Here is a 15,822-nt window from a genome sequence, read left to right on the forward strand (position 1 = left end):
CCATGCCATTTTTCAACATTCAAACAGGAATTTATAACTGCGGCGACCAGCAGCCAGGAGAGATTGAGGTGCCAGTCCGTCCGGCGCCTGATTTCCGATGGAACGGGGCCGCGTGGATTGCTGCACTTGCACCCGTGCCGCAAACGGTCACTCCGCTCCAGGCTCGCCGCGCGCTGCTTGCAGTTGGGAAGTTGGATGCGGTCAACGCGGCCGTTGCGGCTGGCAGTGTTGAAACGCAGCTTGCGTGGGAATTCGCGGCTTCCGTAGAGCGTGGCAGCCAGTTCGTTGCTCTACTGGCGGCTGCGGTTGGGCTATCAGACGTCGACGTAGACAACCTTTTCCGTTCTGCCGCGACGTTTGTGTAGACGTCTGCACAAACAATAATCATGCCACCTTCAGGTGGCTTTTTCTTTTCTTGGGGGAGCAATGCCGGAACCAATTACTTCGTCGTCGACGGCAGCAGGGTTCTTGATGGTGGGTAGCGTCAGCGCCGTGACCATCTTGGCCGGACTGGACGGGGCGGCGCTCATTGGCGCTTTTGCAGGGGCGGCAGTATTTGTCCTGCGGTCGAAGGATATGGCGGTGATCGCGCGCGCCCTGTATTTCATCGTGTCGATGGTCGCCGGCTACCTGACGTCGCCTGAATTGATGCGCCTGGTAGCAATTCATGATCGGAGCGTGGCATCGCTGATTGCGGCGACATTGGTGGTGACGATCCTGAATAAGGGGCTGGATTGGGCCGGCAATATAAATTTTGCCGATTTTATGATCAACCTCGGCTCGCTGCTGAGCCGAATGAGAGGACCAAAAAATGATGATTGACCTTCCTGCGCCGCACATCGGCTTACAGCGCGTCTTGCTGCTTGCTCAACTGGTGATGTCGCTGCTGATCGTTATGCGGCTGATGTTCTACCGAAAGAAGCATGCGCGCCACAAGGTGCATATGTCCCTCGTCGCGTATCTGCTGCTGGTCGCGTACGGCTGGACGGCGATTCGAATACTGACGGGCGAGTATTTGTCGCCCGTCGACTGGTCCGACTTAGCAGTCAATGCCGCCGTGCTGCTGGCTGTCTTTTATGCCAAGGGCAATATCGCCCGCTTCCTGATGACGGCGCCCAGCGCGCAGTTTGCGGTGCGGGTCTCAGGGCAGTTTCCAGCGCGACGCAATCCGACCGTTTCAAAGGAGACGAAACTATGAACGTGCAGCAATTGCAAGTCATCATGCCCGCCGCCAAGCGGGCATTGTTGTTTTTGGAGCCGTTGAACGCCGCCATGCAGGAGTTTGGCATTCTGGCGCCGCTTCACCGTGCGATGTTCATTCCGCAGATCGCGGTGGAAACGAACCAGCTGGCCAGGCTCGACGAAAACCTGAACTACAGCGCGGATGGCCTGGCCAACACATGGCCGAGTCGCTACGCCCAAAAGGACGGCGCCGGCAACTACGTCAAGGTCACGCCGGCTGCTGCGGTGTCCGATCTGCCGACGCGGCTGCGTAACGCGCCCAACGACCTGGCTAAATGCCTTGACCGTAACGCGGTCGCGATCGCCAACAACGTTTACGCCAATCGTGGCGGTAATGGGGATGAGGCTAGCGGCGACGGCTGGATGTTCCGTGGCGCGGGCGGCTTCATGTGCACGTTTCATGATGGCCACGCGCAATGTGCCGCTTACTTCGGAATCCCGTTGCATCAGGTTGGTGACTGGCTGCGTACGCCCGAGGGTGCTATGCGGTCGGCCGGTTGGTACTGGAGCGTGAACGGCATGGCTAAGTTTGCCGATGCCGGCGATTTCGACGGCGTCTGCGATGTCCTCAATATCGGCCGCAAAACTCAGAAGGTCGGCGACGCCATTGGTTACGCGGCTCGCCTTACGCACTTCAATCTGGCGCGGAAGGAGTTGCTATGACGTGGGGCGCTATCAAGGCGTTGCTCGGTGTCGTGCCGAGCTGGTGCTGGTGGATCCTGGTCATTGTCGCACTTTGCTTGGGCTGCGATCTTCACGGCGCCGGGAGGATACAAGGCAAATGGGACTTGCAGAATCAGCGAAACAAACTCGCAAACGAAGCGGCGCTCGAGCTGCGGCGAGAGCAGAACCGCGCGCAGGCTGTTGAACAGGCGCTGCGATCGGCAAACATTCAGAAGGGGTATGACGATGAAATGGATAAAGTGCGCGCTGATCTGCGCAGTTCTGAGCGCCTGCGTCTCGGCGCCTCCTGGTGCGACGGTGCCGAACCTGCCCGACCGACCGAAGCCGACAGCGCCGGCGGCGGCAATGAAACCAATACCACCGGCCGGTTACTTCCAGAAGAAGTGGACCGCGCTGTTAAGTCATTAATCCTGGAGATGGAGGAGGTCGCGGCAACCGCACGTGCGGCGCAGGCCTTCATTGACAGCAACGGCATGGCGCCAGCGCCGCAACAACAATAAAGACAGGGCGCCCGATCGGATTGCGCTAACAATCCAATCGGGCCTCAATCCACTGATGCGACCAGTGAATCAAGCCAGGGCACTGCCACCTCGCGAGGCGGGCGTATCCTAGCACAACCGAAAGATTCACTATGGGAACACCAATTATTCCTTGGCTCGGCGGCAAGCGTCGTCTAGCCGATACTCTTATCCCACGCTTCCCGCAGCACAAATGCTACGTCGAGGTTTTCGCCGGCGGCGCTGCGCTGTATTTCTTGCGACCGCCGGCGGAGGTGGAGGTGATTAACGACGTCAACGGCGAGCTGATTAATCTCTATCGGGTGGTCAAGAATCACCTTGAGGAATTTGTCCGGCAATTCAAGTATGCGTTGTCGAGCCGACAGGTATTCAAGTGGCTGCAGGATACGCCGACCGAGACGCTGACCGATATTCAGCGTGCTGCCCGGTTCTTCTATCTGCAGCAGCACTGTTTTGGCGGCAAGGTCGACGGCCAGACGTGGGGAACGGCGACAACGGCGCCGCCCGTCAACCTGTTGCGCATCGAGGAAAATTTGTCTGCAGCACATTTGCGCCTAGCATCGACGTACATTGAGAACCGTGATTGGGCAAAGTGCATTGAGACTTATGACCGGCCGCACACGTTTTTCTACATGGACCCGCCGTATTGGGAGACAGCAGGATACGGCGTGGACTTCGGCTTGGAACAGTACGAGCGCATGGCCGGCCTGATGAAATCCATGAAGGGGAAAGCCATTCTGAGTATCAACGATCATCCGGAGATTCGGCGTGTGTTTGCCGGTTTTCAGATGGAGGAGGTCGGAATTGACTATCAGGTTGGCGGCGGGGGTAAGGCCGTGGCCAGGACGGAGTTAATTATTTATAGCTGGGACCGCGCGGCAGAGCCGGCCGGCTTGTTTTAATCCTGCGCGAAGCGTCGATAATTAGCAAGATGCTTCGCCATTTTCCACGTCAGGCGCCGCCGAAAGCGCCTTCCGGTTGTGGTTTCCACCTCAAAAAACATTTGCTTTGCTGCCCACACGGATGTGATGCCTATGGCTGTCGCTTTGTCCATTGATATCCGGAAGGAGAGGTCTTGCCCGAACTGAATTCTCTCTTCCTCTGGCTCCGTGTCGCTTACGACGCGAAGAAACAAGATTGCGGCCATCTCGCCCTGTCGCCCAAACCATCCTCCACTGGCAAGCGAGACAAATTGCAGTGTCACGGGTATCGGCCCGACATTGACGATGTCGAGGTGGTAGGCGAGCCCGGTGACCTGCATATTCTTTCCCCTCATTGACGTGTTGCTTTCGAACACCAGTAAGTCGCCGAGATCAAGCTTCAGGCGCTCGCTTTGTTGCCTTGTAGCGATGTAGAGCGAGACTATAACTGCGGCCGCAGTTGCGATGGCGCTCAGGATCTGAGCATAGTCGACCAGCGTAGCGGGCCAGAATGGAGGGGTGGACATGGATATTTGAATTGTGTGTCGAAAAAGGATGGTAGCGGAGGGAAGGGGGAATTGGTATATACTGTGTTTTTATACAGTATTAGTGTGCTGCCATGGCAACTGCCCCATTTCCACTGCTATTGCCTCGATTGAAAGAGCTTGCCCAAAATGATCCGTCGCCGGAAGTGTTGGAGCTGCTCTGGGAGGTCAGACGGCTACGCAGTTTGCTCCGGATGGACCGGATCGAGATCGAGACCATACTTCCGGCTGCGCTGGTCGTGGGTGGCGGTATTCATGCCGGCATCGAGAAGATGCACATCCGGTTAAAAAATGAGTCGGCAGCGCAATAACCAGGATGCGCCATGACTGAAAAATCTAGTCATCCCGCTGCTGGCAACTTCATGGGCAAGTACCCTGGAAGTCCGAAAGACTCAGTTCAGCCGAGCGAGCCAGGAATCTTGGTGGATGTTTTCGTTCTCTACCGCGACGGAATCCGGCTCAGCGTGGAGGAGCGGAAAGCGGTCGCGCCAGTGAGAGGCCGGTTAGTGATTGACACGGAGATGCGCCCCAGTACGACAGGGCCTGGCTACGTGGTGCACATCGCCGAATTGAACGCGCCGGTCGCGCCCGGCATAATGTTTCAGCCGAAAGTGCTGACCCCGATATTCGATCCGGTCATCGTGAAGGCGACCGCTGCCGGCATTTTTGTCAGAGGGCGGCAGATCAGCACCAGAGACAGTGAGCGGATCGAGTATTGTCAGATGTGGAAGGTGCTGCCGGTGTTTGATTCCGCAGGGTAAGAAATTTTTTCAGCGGAATGGCATCATACGTTTTTCCGCAGGAGGTGTGAGATGGAAGAGGATCTGGGCGACGTCCTGGTGAACTGGGCATTCCGTGAGTTGGGCACGCGGGAATTCACCGTCATGGCGGCGCCAGACGAAAGCTGGCCAGAAACGGTTCGTAACCACGACAAGTTTCGCAACCTGCTGCTTGCGGCGGTCAACATGGGCAGAAACATGGCGGCGGGGCGCCCAACGATCATCGACCTGGACGCGGCCGAGGCTCACGAGCTGATGGCCGCCCGGTTAAATTCTGGAGATGCATGATGTGCGTCGACTACGAGCCGGCCGATGACGAGCAGATCCGGGAAATGCTCGACGCGCTCCTTGAAGGTGATCTGTTGCCGCAGGGCTGGCCGCCAGAGGTCTGGCAGGATTATTCCGCGCCGCTGGTACGCAATGTCGACGGCGTGCCGCAACTGATCCTGGGCACTTACGGCATGATCCCAAAACGCAAGCTGCCGCCGAAGTCGAAACGCTACAGCACTATGAACGCGCGCGCCGAGACCATTGGCGAACTCAGATCCTATGCAAAGGCCTGGCGCGAAGGGCAGCGGTGCCTACTCCCTACCAAGTGCTTCTACGAGCCGAGCTATGAATCGGGGAAGGCTGAGCGCTACGCCATTGGCATGGCTGACGATGAGCCCTTTTGTGTTGCCGGCCTTTGGCGTGCCTGGGAGGAAGAGAATGGGGCGTTTTCTTTCTCATTCACGCAGATCACGGTTGAAGCTGCCGAGCACCAGTTGATGAAGCGGTTCCACAAGCCTGGTGCCGAGAAGCGCAGCCTGGTGATTGTGCCTCGGGAATCATATGGGGATTGGTTGAGCTGCCGTGATCCGCAGGTGGCGCGCTCGATGCTGACCCTATATCCAGCTGAGCTCATGAAGGCGCGGCCAGCGGCGAAGGGTTACGACGGAAAGCCGCAGCAAGAGGTATTGCTGTAGAGGGCGCTCAGGGAAGAATCCGGGGAAGAATTTGGGTATTTGAGGGTATTGATTCGAGGGGCCGCACTATGGCGCAAGCCCATCGAATACCCTACGTTACCCGGTCTTTTTGGTTCGAGTCTAACGACTCTACTCCCGTCGATGGTGCGAAAAAATAATATAAAATCAATGCGACACCCACTAAGGCGGCCATGATAAAAGCAAGAGAGTATTCGTTCCAGCAACCATCAACTCTTTACCACTATTGTTCTCCAGAGACGTTTTTGATCATCTGTCAAACGAAGCGACTCAGATACAGCGACCTGTATGGAATGAACGACTTCCTCGAACGTCGTTGGGGGCTTGACATGTTTTCTCGGATTGCGGCAACGTTCGAGACGGCCATGGGGGAACAGTTTGTTAAAACGATGGTTGAAGCAGTTCAGGGTTTTGGCGCTATTGTTTGTCCTCTAGCGGCGTGTTTTTCCAAAGATGGCGACGTATTAAGCCAATGGCGTGCGTATTCTCAAGACGGAGCAGGGTATGCGATTGGCTTCGATGCGCAAAAGATTGCTCACATGCCGGCGCGTACCGTGAATGTGGAATACGATGCCCAGGTGCAGCACAATGAAATCCGTCAACATATTCAATCGTTGTTTGACGAGTTCGGACGTGCGGATATCGAAAAAGAATACAAACTGGCGTTTCGGACGGCTTGCTCTCACTTTGCGAACGACTTGGCTGCTTATAAAAATCCTGCGTTCAAGGAGGAAAATGAGGTCCGGCAGCTGCATGTCATCTCACACTCCCTGCATGGTGAGAGTATAAAGTTAGAGGATTCAGGTGGAGTTGCTTTTACCAAGCCGTATGTCGACCAGCCAATCTCGTTCGTGATGAAACGAGGCATTCCAGTTCCCTTTTTGGACATCGATTTTTCCGATGATGGCGCGCTCAACCCGATTCGCGAGGTGATCATTGGGCCGAGAAATCCGGCGCCGGAATTAGCGGTGATGAGAATGCTGGAGACACTTAATATTCCTAGTGTGATTGTGCGAAAATCAAGCGCCTCATACCAATAGATATCTAAGGAACTAGGTCAAGTGGCTCCCCGAAAATTCCCCGGAAGTGTTTTAAGTATTTGATTTTTATGCGAATGCGTTTCCCCTCCCTCGCACCAGTCATTCCCTTTGTTTTTCCGTTCGCCCGGCTCCGCAGCGCTGACTTGTTCGCGCAATGCGCCGGGCGATTTTCATTTGCAACGTGATGTTTATCCAACCGGGAGCAGGCATGCGCTATCAGCATTACAAGGGCGGCATTTACGAATTCCTGTATGAGGCGACGCTGGAGTCGGACCTGACGCCGATGGTGGTGTACCGCGCCGCCGACGGCACCGTCTGGATCCGCCCGCGCGAGGTGTTTCATGAAATGATCGAAGTCGACGGCAAGCGCGTGCCGCGTTTTGCGGCAATGACAGACGCTGGTTAGGCCTCGGCCAAGCTTGCTGCGCAATTCAGGAAAATTCAGTCATTCTTCTATCGGGCAGGCCGCGCGATATCTGCTAATGTCGCAGCCTCGTCCTCACCTCCATAGCAAAGGAAAAATCATGCGCAAGCTTTCATGTCTGGCAGCGATCACGCTGTCCTTGTCGGCCGTCGTCATGCCTGCCGCGGCGCAGGAACTCGGTGACGTCAGCACGGCATTCCGCTGGCTCGGCAAGAACGATCGCATCGCGGTGGAAGCGTATGACGATCCGAAGGTGGTCGGCGTGACCTGCTACGTGTCGCGCGCACGCACCGGCGGCGTCAAGGGCACCGTCGGCCTGGCCGAGGACAAGGCCGAGGCCTCGATCGCCTGCCGCCAGGTGGCGGCGTCGATTTCCTTCAAGGGAACCGTACCGGTGCAGGAAGATGTATTTTCGGAGCGCATGTCGATCCTGTTCAAGCGCCTGCACATCGTGCGGCTGGTCGATGTGAAGCGCAACACCTTGGTATATTTGACGTATTCCGACAAGCTGATCGACGGTAGTCCGATGAATGCCATCACTGCCGTCCCCGTATCGACGTCCACTCCCATTCCAGTGAAATAAATCATGAAAACCATCCGGGCTCTTGCAGCCGAATTGCAGGCAGGGCAAACCACCAGCGTCAAACTGGTCGAACAGGCGCTGGAGCGCATCGTCGCTTATCGCGGGCAGGGCGGTGCCGCCTATGTCAGCGTCGACGCCGACCAGGCCCTGGCCGCTGCGCGCGCCAGCGATGCCACACGTGCCGCCGGCAATGTCCCGTCGCTGCTGGCAGGCTTGCCGGTGTCGATCAAGGATCTGTTCGACGTCCAGGGCGAGGTAACGGCTGCCGGTTCGAAGGCGCTGACGGATGCGCCGGCGGCACAGGCCGATGCGCCCGCCGTGGCGCGTCTGCGGCATGCCGGCGCAGTCCTGCTGGGACGCACCAACATGAGCGAGTTCGCATTTTCCGGACTGGGCCTGAATCCGCATTACGGCACGCCGCGCAATCTTCTGGATGGCACACGTGTCACCGGCGGTTCGACCTCGGGCGGCGCAGTCAGCGTGGCGGGCGACATGGCGGTGATGGCGCTGGGCACTGATACCGGTGGTTCCATCCGCATTCCTTCGGCGTTCTGCGGCCTGACAGGTTTCAAGCCGACTGCGCGACGCGTCAGCCTGGACGGTGCGGTGCCGTTGTCGACCACGCTGGATTCGGCCGGGCCGCTGACGCGCAGCGTCGATTGCTGTGTGATTGCGGACGCCATCCTGTCGGGCGAAACTCTGGTCACCGATGCCGTGCCGCTGGCCGGATTGCGTTTCGGTGTGACGGAAGATTTCGTCAACGATGGCATGGACGATACCGTGCGCGCTGCATTCGAAGCGGCGTTGTCGCGCCTGCAAAAGGCGGGCGCATTGATCCAGCGTTTTTCCTTCCCTGAATTGAAAGAACTGCCGTCGATCAATGCCGGCGGCGGCTTCAGCGCAGCGGAATCCTGGGCCTGGCATCGCAATTTGCTGGAACGCGCCGGCGACAAGTACGATCAGCGCGTGGCGGTGCGTATCCGCCGCGGCGCGCAGCAAAGCGCGGCCGATTACATCGATTTGCTGGCGGCGCGCCGGCGCATGATCGCCCAGGCCGAACGCCGTCTGGCGGTGTTCGACGCCTGGCTGATGCCGACTGTGCCGGTGGTGCCGCCGCTGTTGCAGCCTTTGCAAGACAGCGATGAAACCTTTTTCGCGACCAACGGGCTGGTGTTGCGCAATCCCAGTGTGATCAATTTCCTTGACGGTTGCGCGCTGAATTTGCCTTGTCCGTCCGACAGTAAGTTGCCGGTTGGCATCAGTATTTGCGGCAACCGCGGCGCTGATGCCCGGGTGCTTGCCATCGGCCGTACGGTCGAGGCGCTTTTGCACGGCGGGCAAGGCTGAGCGGCGTCTTTGGCGGTTTTTATCAGCTCCGATTCGCCGTTTTGGCGCAAGGGCATCTTTTCCGTATAAAATAGCGGACTTTAGCGCGGCCGGGCAGGGCAAAAAGCGATGGTTTCCACGCTTGTTCTTTCCGGGCCGCACCACGGAATTTATTAATTTTTGGACGATTCACATGGCAACTGCAGTCGAAACTCTGAGCAAACTTGAGCGCCGTATCACCCTGACATTCCCCCTGGCCGACGTGCAGGCTGAAGTTGAAAAACGCCTGAAAGTGCGCGCGCGCACAGCCAAGGCGCCAGGCTTCCGTCCAGGCAAAGTGCCGATGAAGATGGTTGCCGCCCAGTTCGGCTACCAGGTCGAAACCGAAGTGCTGAACGACAAGGTCGGTCGCGCATTCAACGACATCGCCGTCGAAAACAACCTGCGCGTTGCCGGTTACCCGAAGATCGAGCCAAAGACCAGCGAAGGCGTTGCTGAAGGTTCGTTGGCGTTCGACGCCACATTTGAAATCTATCCTGAAGTCGTCCTCGGCGATCTGGCCTCGGCTGAAGTCGAGAAGACCACATCGGCTGTTTCCGACACTGAAATCGACAAGACCCTGGACATCCTGCGCAAGCAACGCGTGCACTACCACGTCAAGGGCGAGCAAGGCGCGCACGGCGACGGCGGCGAGCCTGTTGCACAAAACGGCGACCGCGCCACTGTCGACTTCGTCGGCAAGATCGACGGCGTTGAATTCCAGGGTGGCAAGGCTGACGCTTTCCCGTTCGTGCTGGGCGAAGGCCGCATGCTGCCGGAATTCGAAACAGCGACACTGGGCCTGAAGGTCGGCGAGTCGAAGACTTTCCCACTGGCTTTCCCTGCCGATTACCACGGCAAGGACGTGGCCGGCAAAACTGCAGAATTCACCATCACGCTGAAGCAACTGGAATGGGCGCATCTGCCGGAAGTCGACGCAGAATTCGCCAAGTCGCTGGGCATCGAAGACGGCGATCTGACCAAGATGCGCGAAGACATCAAGCGCAACCTGGAACGTGAAGTCGCTGCCCGCACCAAGGCCAAGACCAAGGACAGCGTCATGGACGCCCTGATCAAGGTCAGCGAGCTGGAAGTGCCGAAGGCATTGGTCGAGCAAGACATCGAACGCCTGATCGAAATGGCGCATCAGGACATGCAGCAACGCGGCATGGATCCAAAGGGCATGCAACTGCCGCGCGAATTGTTCACTGCACAAGCGGAACGTCGTGTTCGTCTGGGCCTGATCCTGGCTGAAGTCGTCAAGACCAACAAGCTGGAAGCCACCGAAGAACAAGTCAAGGCGCAAGTCGAAGATTTCGCACAAAGCTACGAAGACCCGCAACAAGTCCTGAAGTACTACTTCAGCGACCGTCGCCGTCTGGCTGAAGTCGAAGCCCTTGTTTTGGAAGAAAACGTCGTCAACTACGTGCTGGGTAAATCCAAAGTTTCCGAGAAACCGGTCGCGTTTGACGCCTTGATGGGCAACCAGCCGCAAGCGTAATCCGACCTTCCCGGGTAACATCTGAGAAGACTACGACGCATAAGGAATGCACATGACAGGTTTGATTAGGCAGTCTGCACTGGATACAGAAATGCTCGGCATGGTGCCGATGGTGATCGAGCAAAGCGGTCGCGGTGAGCGTGCGTACGATATTTATTCGCGTTTGCTGAAAGAGCGCATCATTTTCCTGGTTGGTCCGGTCAATGATGCGACCGCCAATCTGGTGGTGGCGCAGCTGCTGTTCCTGGAGAGCGAAAATCCTGACAAGGATATCTCGCTGTACATCAACTCCCCGGGCGGTTCGGTCTCGGCCGGCATGGCGATTTTCGACACGATGCAATTCATCAAGCCGGACGTCTCCACGCTGTGCACGGGCCTAGCAGCCTCGATGGGCGCTTTCCTGCTCGCCGCCGGCGCCAAGGGCAAGCGTTTTTCGTTGCCGAACTCGCGCATCATGATTCACCAGCCTCTGGGCGGTGCGCAAGGCCAGGCGTCGGACATCGAAATCCAGGCACGCGAAATCCTGTACCTGCGTGAACGTCTGAACGCCATCCTCGCTGAAAAGACCGGTCGCACCATTGATCAGATCAGCAAGGACACCGATCGTGACAACTTCATGTCGGCGGAAGCCGCTGCGGAGTATGGCCTGATCGACCAGGTGCTGGAAAAGCGCGCGTAGTTCGGATTTGTCGCATGTGTGTCGCCGATTCGGCGTCGCATTGCTGCATTTCAAGAAAACAAGAAAATGCCCGGACTACGGTCCGGGCATTTTTCTTTTGCAGCGCATCATCGTACAACTCTGTCAACGCGCGCTGTCAATGCGGCGATTAGGGACGGATTTCCGTCTCATTGCTTTTTTTGTCTGCGATCCCATATGGAGTACTCTGGAAGCTCGTTTTTACCGGCTTCCAAATATGGCGATTCCGTGACGAATCATGAAATCGCAGGTATGATCAAGCCGAACTCTATTCACATTTGCCCTATATGTCCGAGAAAAAATCTTCCAGTGGCGAAAAGCTGCTTTATTGCTCGTTTTGCGGCAAAAGCCAGCATGAAGTCAAAAAACTGATCGCAGGTCCGTCGGTCTTCATTTGCGACGAGTGCATCGATCTTTGCAATGACATCATTCGCGACGAAGCTTCCAGCGTTGAGTCTGTCGCCGGTGCAAAATCCGACCTGCCGACGCCGCAGGAAATTTCCGAATTGCTCGACCAGTACGTGATCGGTCAGCAGACTGCCAAGCGCATTCTGTCGGTTGCTGTCTACAACCACTACAAGCGCCTGAAGCATCTCGGCAAGAAGGATGACGTCGAACTCGCCAAGAGCAACATCCTGCTGGTCGGTCCGACCGGTTCCGGCAAGACCTTGCTGGCGCAGACGCTGGCGCGCATGCTCAACGTGCCGTTCGTGATCGCCGATGCGACCACGCTGACCGAAGCCGGCTATGTCGGTGAAGACGTTGAGAACATCATTCAGAAGCTGCTGCAGAACTGCAACTACGAAGTCGAGAAGGCCCAGAGGGGCATCGTCTACATCGATGAAATCGACAAGATCTCGCGCAAGTCCGACAATCCGTCAATTACCCGCGACGTGTCCGGCGAAGGTGTGCAGCAGGCGCTGCTGAAGCTGATCGAAGGCACCATGGCGTCGGTGCCTCCGCAAGGCGGCCGCAAGCATCCGAACCAGGATTTTGTGCAGATCGACACGACCAACATCATGTTCATCTGCGGCGGCGCTTTCGACGGCCTGACCAAGATTATTTCCGAGCGTTCGGAGAAGAGCGGCATCGGTTTCGGCGCCAACGTCAAGAGCCAGACCCAAAAGACCGCCAGCGAAGTGCTGCTGCATGCGGAGCCGGACGATCTGGTCAAGTTCGGCCTGATCCCTGAACTGGTCGGCCGTTTGCCAGTGATCGCCGCGCTCAACGAATTGAACGAAGACGCACTGATTCAGATTTTGCTGGAGCCGAAGAATGCGCTGATCAAGCAGTATTCCAAGCTGCTGCAAATGGAAGGCGCGGAACTCGAGATTCGCCCGGCCGCGTTGCAGGCGATCGCCAAGAAAGCATTGGCCCGCAAGACCGGCGCGCGTGGCCTGCGCTCCATCCTTGAACACGCTCTGCTGGATGTGATGTACGAACTGCCAAGCCAGCAAAACGTCGCCAAGGTGGTGATTGACGAAAACACCATCACCAACGGCGCCAAGCCTTTGCTGATCTACCACGAGCAGCCCAAGGTTTCGGGCGCTTGATCCTCCTGTGAAACGGGCTCCGGCGACAAAAATCGCCGGCCCGATTCGCCTGGACTAAAAGCGGTACAATAAACCGCAGACATCACTCAGGCTTCCATCGTAAAGCCACCCGAGGGCGACTTCGTGTGTGGCTTTTTTTGTTTCAGATTTCATTGTTTGTTTGGCATTTTCTGTTTTTAGCAACCGCAGCACTTACCTGGTTTTACCCGAAAGTTGTCGTGTTTTTATTTCAATCTGGGCTTGTGTTTTAACAGCTCGCGCCAACATCACTAACAGTAACTTTTGATAAGGCTCGCCATGACGACTTCTACTCTCACAGAACAAACGCAATTGCCTCTGTTGCCGTTGCGGGATGTTGTTGTCTTCCCGCATATGGTGATCCCATTATTCGTCGGACGCCCCAAGTCGATCAAGGCCCTGGAAGCCGCGATGGAGCAGGGCAAGAGCATCATGCTTGCCGCTCAGAAAGCCGCCGCCAAGGATGAGCCGTCGGCTGATGACATTTACGAAATCGGCTGCGTCGCCAACATCCTGCAAATGCTGAAGTTGCCCGACGGCACCGTCAAGGTCCTGGTCGAAGGCGCACAGCGCGCGCGCATCCATCACATCAGCGAGCTGGACACGCATTTCGTCGCCGATCTGACGCCGGTCGAATCCGAACTGGGCGACGAGGCTGAAGTCGAAGCCATGCGCCGCACCATCGTTCAGCAGTTCGACCAGTACGTCAAACTTAACAAGAAGATCCCGCCCGAGATCCTGAGCTCGCTGGCCGGCATCGATGACGCCGGCCGTCTGGCCGACACTATCGCTGCGCATCTGCCGCTCAAGCTCGAGCAAAAACAGGTGATCCTGGAAATCTTCAATGTCGCCAAGCGCCATGAGCATCTGCTCGGCCAGCTGGAAGGCGAACTGGACATCCTGCAGGTTGAAAAGCGCATCCGCGGCCGCGTCAAGCGCCAGATGGAAAAGTCGCAGCGCGAGTACTACCTGAACGAACAGGTCAAGGCCATCCAGAAGGAACTGGGCGAAGGCGAAGACGGCGCCGATCTGGAAGAGCTGGAGAAGAAGATTCTCTCCGCCAAGATGCCGAAGGAAGCGCTGGAAAAGGCGCAATCCGAACTCCGCAAGCTCAAGCTGATGTCGCCGATGTCGGCCGAAGCCACGGTCGTGCGCAACTACATCGACACGCTGGTCGGTTTGCCATGGAAGAAGAAGTCCAAGGTCAACAACGACTTGCCGAATGCAGAGAAAGTCCTTGAAGGCGACCATTACGGCCTCGACAAGGTCAAGGAACGCATCCTGGAATACCTCGCCGTGCAACAGCGCGTCGACAAGCTGAAAGCGCCGATCCTGTGCTTCGTCGGTCCTCCGGGCGTGGGTAAGACCTCGCTGGGTCAATCGATCGCCCGTGCGACCAACCGCAAGTTCGTGCGCATGGCGCTCGGCGGTGTACGCGACGAAGCCGAGATCCGCGGCCATCGCCGTACGTACATCGGCTCCATGCCAGGCAAGATTCTGCAAAGCCTGTCCAAGGTCGGCGTGCGCAATCCATTATTCCTGCTCGACGAAATCGACAAGCTGGGCATGGATTTCCGCGGCGATCCATCGTCGGCGCTGTTGGAAGTGCTGGATCCGGAACAGAACCACACCTTCTCCGATCACTACATCGAAGTCGATTTCGACTTGTCGGATGTAATGTTCGTGGCGACGTCGAACTCCTTCAACATCCCGCCGGCGCTGCTGGACCGGATGGAAGTGATTCGCCTGTCGGGTTACACCGAAGATGAAAAGACCAGCATCGCACAACGTTACCTCCTGCCGAAACAGATCAAGAACAATGGTCTGAAAGAGGGCGAGATCAGTGTGGCAGAGTCGGCGCTGCGCGACATCATCCGCTACTACACCCGTGAAGCCGGCGTACGTTCGCTGGAACGCGAAGTGTCGAAGATCTGCCGCAAGGTCGTGAAGATGCTGCTGCTGAAGAAGCAGGAAAAGAAGGTCACCGTGACTTCGCGCAACCTGGACAAATTCCTCGGCGTGCGTCGTTTCGACTTCGGTATCGCCGAGAAGGAAAATCAAGTTGGTCAAGTCGTCGGCTTGGCATGGACCGAAGTGGGCGGCGATCTGCTGACCATCGAAGCCGTGACGATGCCGGGCAAGGGCGGCGTGATCCGCACCGGCACCTTGGGCGACGTGATGAAGGAATCGATTGAAGCGGCGCGCACCGTCGTCCGCAGTCGCGCCAGCAAGCTCGGCATCAAGAGCGAAGTGTTCGAGAAGCGTGACATCCATATTCACGTTCCCGAAGGCGCGACGCCGAAAGACGGTCCATCGGCAGGTATTGCGATGACCACGGCGATGGTGTCGGTGTTCACCGGTATCCCGGTTCGCGCCGATGTGGCGATGACTGGCGAGATCACCTTGCGCGGCGAAGTATTGCCGATCGGCGGCCTGAAGGAAAAACTGCTGGCGGCGCATCGCGGCGGCATCAAGACGGTCCTGATCCCTGAGCAAAACGTCAAGGATCTGACTGAGATTCCCGATAACGTGAAGAACAAGTTGGAAATCGTGCCGGTGCGCTGGATCGACAAGGTCCTGGAAATCGCGCTGGAAAGCCAGCCGGTTCCGTTGACCGAAGAGGAAGCCGCAGTGGTTGCAGTCGCACCGAAGGAATCGAACGATCCCAACGTCGTGAAGCACTGAGGTAATTCGTGCGGCGGCCTCACGGTCGCCAGTGATGAAAAGGCGCTCTCCGGAGCGCCTTTTTTTATGCCTCGCCACATCAACACAGACGGTCGTTAATAAAAAGATAAACGTTTTACATCATTTCGAAAGCGGCGCTTCGGGAACCGGATGAAACCCCGGTAAACCGCTTGACACAAGGATTTGCGGCTTGTTTAATACCTTCTGCAGATTTTTCTGCTGGGTCCGTGATGCTTGTTTGGCTTCACCGAATCGAAGTCGCAGGCGTCACGAAATGAAGCTTTG

Annotated in this window: 19 protein-coding genes; 18 read left to right on the forward strand and 1 reads right to left on the reverse strand. The window is 57.2% G+C overall.

The window, feature by feature from the left end:
* Positions 1-2: 2 nt before the first annotated feature.
* The 6 genes from ACIROY_RS01745 (at position 3) to ACIROY_RS01770 (ending at position 3,346) form a co-directional block, all read left to right on the forward strand.
* Positions 3-365, forward strand: a complete 363-nt coding sequence (locus ACIROY_RS01745; protein ID WP_402339178.1) for a hypothetical protein — start codon at positions 3-5, stop codon at positions 363-365.
* A gap of 61 nt (positions 366-426) precedes the next feature.
* Complete coding sequence (locus tag ACIROY_RS01750; RefSeq protein WP_402339180.1) at positions 427-822, forward strand: putative holin; 396 nt, start codon at positions 427-429, stop codon at positions 820-822.
* A complete protein-coding gene (locus ACIROY_RS01755) occupies positions 812-1,198 on the forward strand; it encodes a phage holin family protein (protein WP_402339182.1) in 387 nt (128 codons plus the stop codon). Before ACIROY_RS01750 ends, ACIROY_RS01755 begins: the two co-directional genes overlap by 11 nt.
* Positions 1,195-1,905: a glycoside hydrolase family 19 protein gene (locus ACIROY_RS01760; RefSeq protein ID WP_402339184.1), complete on the forward strand. Its 711-nt coding sequence runs from the start codon at positions 1,195-1,197 to the stop codon at positions 1,903-1,905. The genes ACIROY_RS01755 and ACIROY_RS01760 overlap by 4 nt, the downstream gene beginning before the upstream one ends.
* On the forward strand, positions 1,902-2,426 hold the full coding sequence (locus ACIROY_RS01765) for a hypothetical protein (RefSeq protein WP_402339186.1): 525 nt from the start codon (positions 1,902-1,904) through the stop codon (positions 2,424-2,426). Before ACIROY_RS01760 ends, ACIROY_RS01765 begins: the two co-directional genes overlap by 4 nt.
* 131 nt (positions 2,427-2,557) lie before the next feature.
* On the forward strand, positions 2,558-3,346 hold the full coding sequence (locus ACIROY_RS01770; protein WP_402339188.1) for a DNA adenine methylase: 789 nt from the start codon (positions 2,558-2,560) through the stop codon (positions 3,344-3,346).
* Here ACIROY_RS01770 and ACIROY_RS01775 read toward each other — a convergent pair.
* Positions 3,343-3,891, reverse strand: a complete 549-nt coding sequence (locus ACIROY_RS01775; RefSeq protein WP_402339190.1) for a hypothetical protein — start codon at positions 3,889-3,891, stop codon at positions 3,343-3,345. The two genes, ACIROY_RS01770 and ACIROY_RS01775, sit on opposite strands and share 4 nt — an antisense overlap.
* A gap of 92 nt (positions 3,892-3,983) precedes the next feature.
* Between ACIROY_RS01775 and ACIROY_RS01780 the strand changes: the two genes are divergently transcribed.
* The 12 genes from ACIROY_RS01780 (at position 3,984) to lon (ending at position 15,537) form a co-directional block, all read left to right on the forward strand.
* Positions 3,984-4,220, forward strand: a complete 237-nt coding sequence (locus ACIROY_RS01780; protein ID WP_402339192.1) for a hypothetical protein — start codon at positions 3,984-3,986, stop codon at positions 4,218-4,220.
* A 12-nt stretch (positions 4,221-4,232) separates the two neighbouring features.
* Complete coding sequence (locus ACIROY_RS01785; protein ID WP_402339194.1) at positions 4,233-4,670, forward strand: hypothetical protein; 438 nt, start codon at positions 4,233-4,235, stop codon at positions 4,668-4,670.
* A gap of 51 nt (positions 4,671-4,721) precedes the next feature.
* A complete protein-coding gene (locus tag ACIROY_RS01790; RefSeq protein ID WP_402339196.1) occupies positions 4,722-4,976 on the forward strand; it encodes a hypothetical protein in 255 nt (84 codons plus the stop codon).
* The gene (locus tag ACIROY_RS01795) at positions 4,973-5,653 is read left to right on the forward strand and encodes an SOS response-associated peptidase (RefSeq protein ID WP_402339198.1); all 681 of its coding nucleotides are present in this window, start codon (positions 4,973-4,975) and stop codon (positions 5,651-5,653) included. Before ACIROY_RS01790 ends, ACIROY_RS01795 begins: the two co-directional genes overlap by 4 nt.
* 191 nt (positions 5,654-5,844) lie before the next feature.
* Positions 5,845-6,711 carry a DUF2971 domain-containing protein gene (locus tag ACIROY_RS01800; protein WP_402339200.1) on the forward strand — a complete coding sequence of 289 codons (867 nt, stop codon included), beginning with the start codon at positions 5,845-5,847 and terminating at the stop codon, positions 6,709-6,711.
* A 208-nt stretch (positions 6,712-6,919) separates the two neighbouring features.
* Positions 6,920-7,117, forward strand: coding sequence for a DUF1653 domain-containing protein (locus ACIROY_RS01805; RefSeq protein ID WP_402339202.1), 198 nt, complete (start codon positions 6,920-6,922; stop codon positions 7,115-7,117).
* Between the two features lie 118 nt (positions 7,118-7,235).
* Positions 7,236-7,718, forward strand: coding sequence for a CreA family protein (locus ACIROY_RS01810; protein ID WP_402271820.1), 483 nt, complete (start codon positions 7,236-7,238; stop codon positions 7,716-7,718).
* A 3-nt stretch (positions 7,719-7,721) separates the two neighbouring features.
* A complete protein-coding gene (locus ACIROY_RS01815; protein WP_402339204.1) occupies positions 7,722-9,065 on the forward strand; it encodes an amidase in 1,344 nt (447 codons plus the stop codon).
* Positions 9,066-9,237: 172 nt separating this feature from the next.
* Positions 9,238-10,584, forward strand: coding sequence for a trigger factor (tig, locus tag ACIROY_RS01820; protein ID WP_402271816.1), 1,347 nt, complete (start codon positions 9,238-9,240; stop codon positions 10,582-10,584).
* 52 nt (positions 10,585-10,636) lie between these two features.
* On the forward strand, positions 10,637-11,263 hold the full coding sequence (gene clpP, locus ACIROY_RS01825) for an ATP-dependent Clp endopeptidase proteolytic subunit ClpP (RefSeq protein WP_402271814.1): 627 nt from the start codon (positions 10,637-10,639) through the stop codon (positions 11,261-11,263).
* Between the two features lie 305 nt (positions 11,264-11,568).
* Complete coding sequence (gene clpX, locus ACIROY_RS01830; protein WP_402271812.1) at positions 11,569-12,834, forward strand: ATP-dependent Clp protease ATP-binding subunit ClpX; 1,266 nt, start codon at positions 11,569-11,571, stop codon at positions 12,832-12,834.
* Positions 12,835-13,131: 297 nt separating this feature from the next.
* Entirely contained in the window at positions 13,132-15,537 is a 2,406-nt protein-coding gene (gene lon / locus ACIROY_RS01835) for an endopeptidase La (protein WP_402271810.1), read from the forward strand.
* The last annotated feature ends 285 nt before the right edge of the window (positions 15,538-15,822 follow it).

The organism is Herbaspirillum sp. NPDC101396 (genome assembly GCF_044767365.1).
Classification (GTDB): Bacteria; Pseudomonadota; Gammaproteobacteria; order Burkholderiales; family Burkholderiaceae_D; genus Herbaspirillum.

Bases quoted from the DNA above. Each gene is read 5' to 3' on its own strand.
- ACIROY_RS01745 (WP_402339178.1), top strand. From the start codon at position 3: ATGCCATTTTTCAACATTCAAACAGGAATTTATAACTGCGGCGACCAG.
- ACIROY_RS01750 (WP_402339180.1), top strand. From the start codon at position 427: ATGCCGGAACCAATTACTTCGTCGTCGACGGCAGCAGGGTTCTTGATG.
- ACIROY_RS01755 (WP_402339182.1), top strand. From the start codon at position 812: ATGATGATTGACCTTCCTGCGCCGCACATCGGCTTACAGCGCGTCTTG.
- ACIROY_RS01760 (WP_402339184.1), top strand. From the start codon at position 1,195: ATGAACGTGCAGCAATTGCAAGTCATCATGCCCGCCGCCAAGCGGGCA.
- ACIROY_RS01765 (WP_402339186.1), top strand. From the start codon at position 1,902: ATGACGTGGGGCGCTATCAAGGCGTTGCTCGGTGTCGTGCCGAGCTGG.
- ACIROY_RS01770 (WP_402339188.1), top strand. From the start codon at position 2,558: ATGGGAACACCAATTATTCCTTGGCTCGGCGGCAAGCGTCGTCTAGCC.
- ACIROY_RS01775 (WP_402339190.1), bottom strand. From the start codon at position 3,891: ATGTCCACCCCTCCATTCTGGCCCGCTACGCTGGTCGACTATGCTCAG.
- ACIROY_RS01780 (WP_402339192.1), top strand. From the start codon at position 3,984: ATGGCAACTGCCCCATTTCCACTGCTATTGCCTCGATTGAAAGAGCTT.
- ACIROY_RS01785 (WP_402339194.1), top strand. From the start codon at position 4,233: ATGACTGAAAAATCTAGTCATCCCGCTGCTGGCAACTTCATGGGCAAG.
- ACIROY_RS01790 (WP_402339196.1), top strand. From the start codon at position 4,722: ATGGAAGAGGATCTGGGCGACGTCCTGGTGAACTGGGCATTCCGTGAG.
- ACIROY_RS01795 (WP_402339198.1), top strand. From the start codon at position 4,973: ATGATGTGCGTCGACTACGAGCCGGCCGATGACGAGCAGATCCGGGAA.
- ACIROY_RS01800 (WP_402339200.1), top strand. From the start codon at position 5,845: ATGATAAAAGCAAGAGAGTATTCGTTCCAGCAACCATCAACTCTTTAC.
- ACIROY_RS01805 (WP_402339202.1), top strand. From the start codon at position 6,920: ATGCGCTATCAGCATTACAAGGGCGGCATTTACGAATTCCTGTATGAG.
- ACIROY_RS01810 (WP_402271820.1), top strand. From the start codon at position 7,236: ATGCGCAAGCTTTCATGTCTGGCAGCGATCACGCTGTCCTTGTCGGCC.
- ACIROY_RS01815 (WP_402339204.1), top strand. From the start codon at position 7,722: ATGAAAACCATCCGGGCTCTTGCAGCCGAATTGCAGGCAGGGCAAACC.
- tig (WP_402271816.1), top strand. From the start codon at position 9,238: ATGGCAACTGCAGTCGAAACTCTGAGCAAACTTGAGCGCCGTATCACC.
- clpP (WP_402271814.1), top strand. From the start codon at position 10,637: ATGACAGGTTTGATTAGGCAGTCTGCACTGGATACAGAAATGCTCGGC.
- clpX (WP_402271812.1), top strand. From the start codon at position 11,569: ATGTCCGAGAAAAAATCTTCCAGTGGCGAAAAGCTGCTTTATTGCTCG.
- lon (WP_402271810.1), top strand. From the start codon at position 13,132: ATGACGACTTCTACTCTCACAGAACAAACGCAATTGCCTCTGTTGCCG.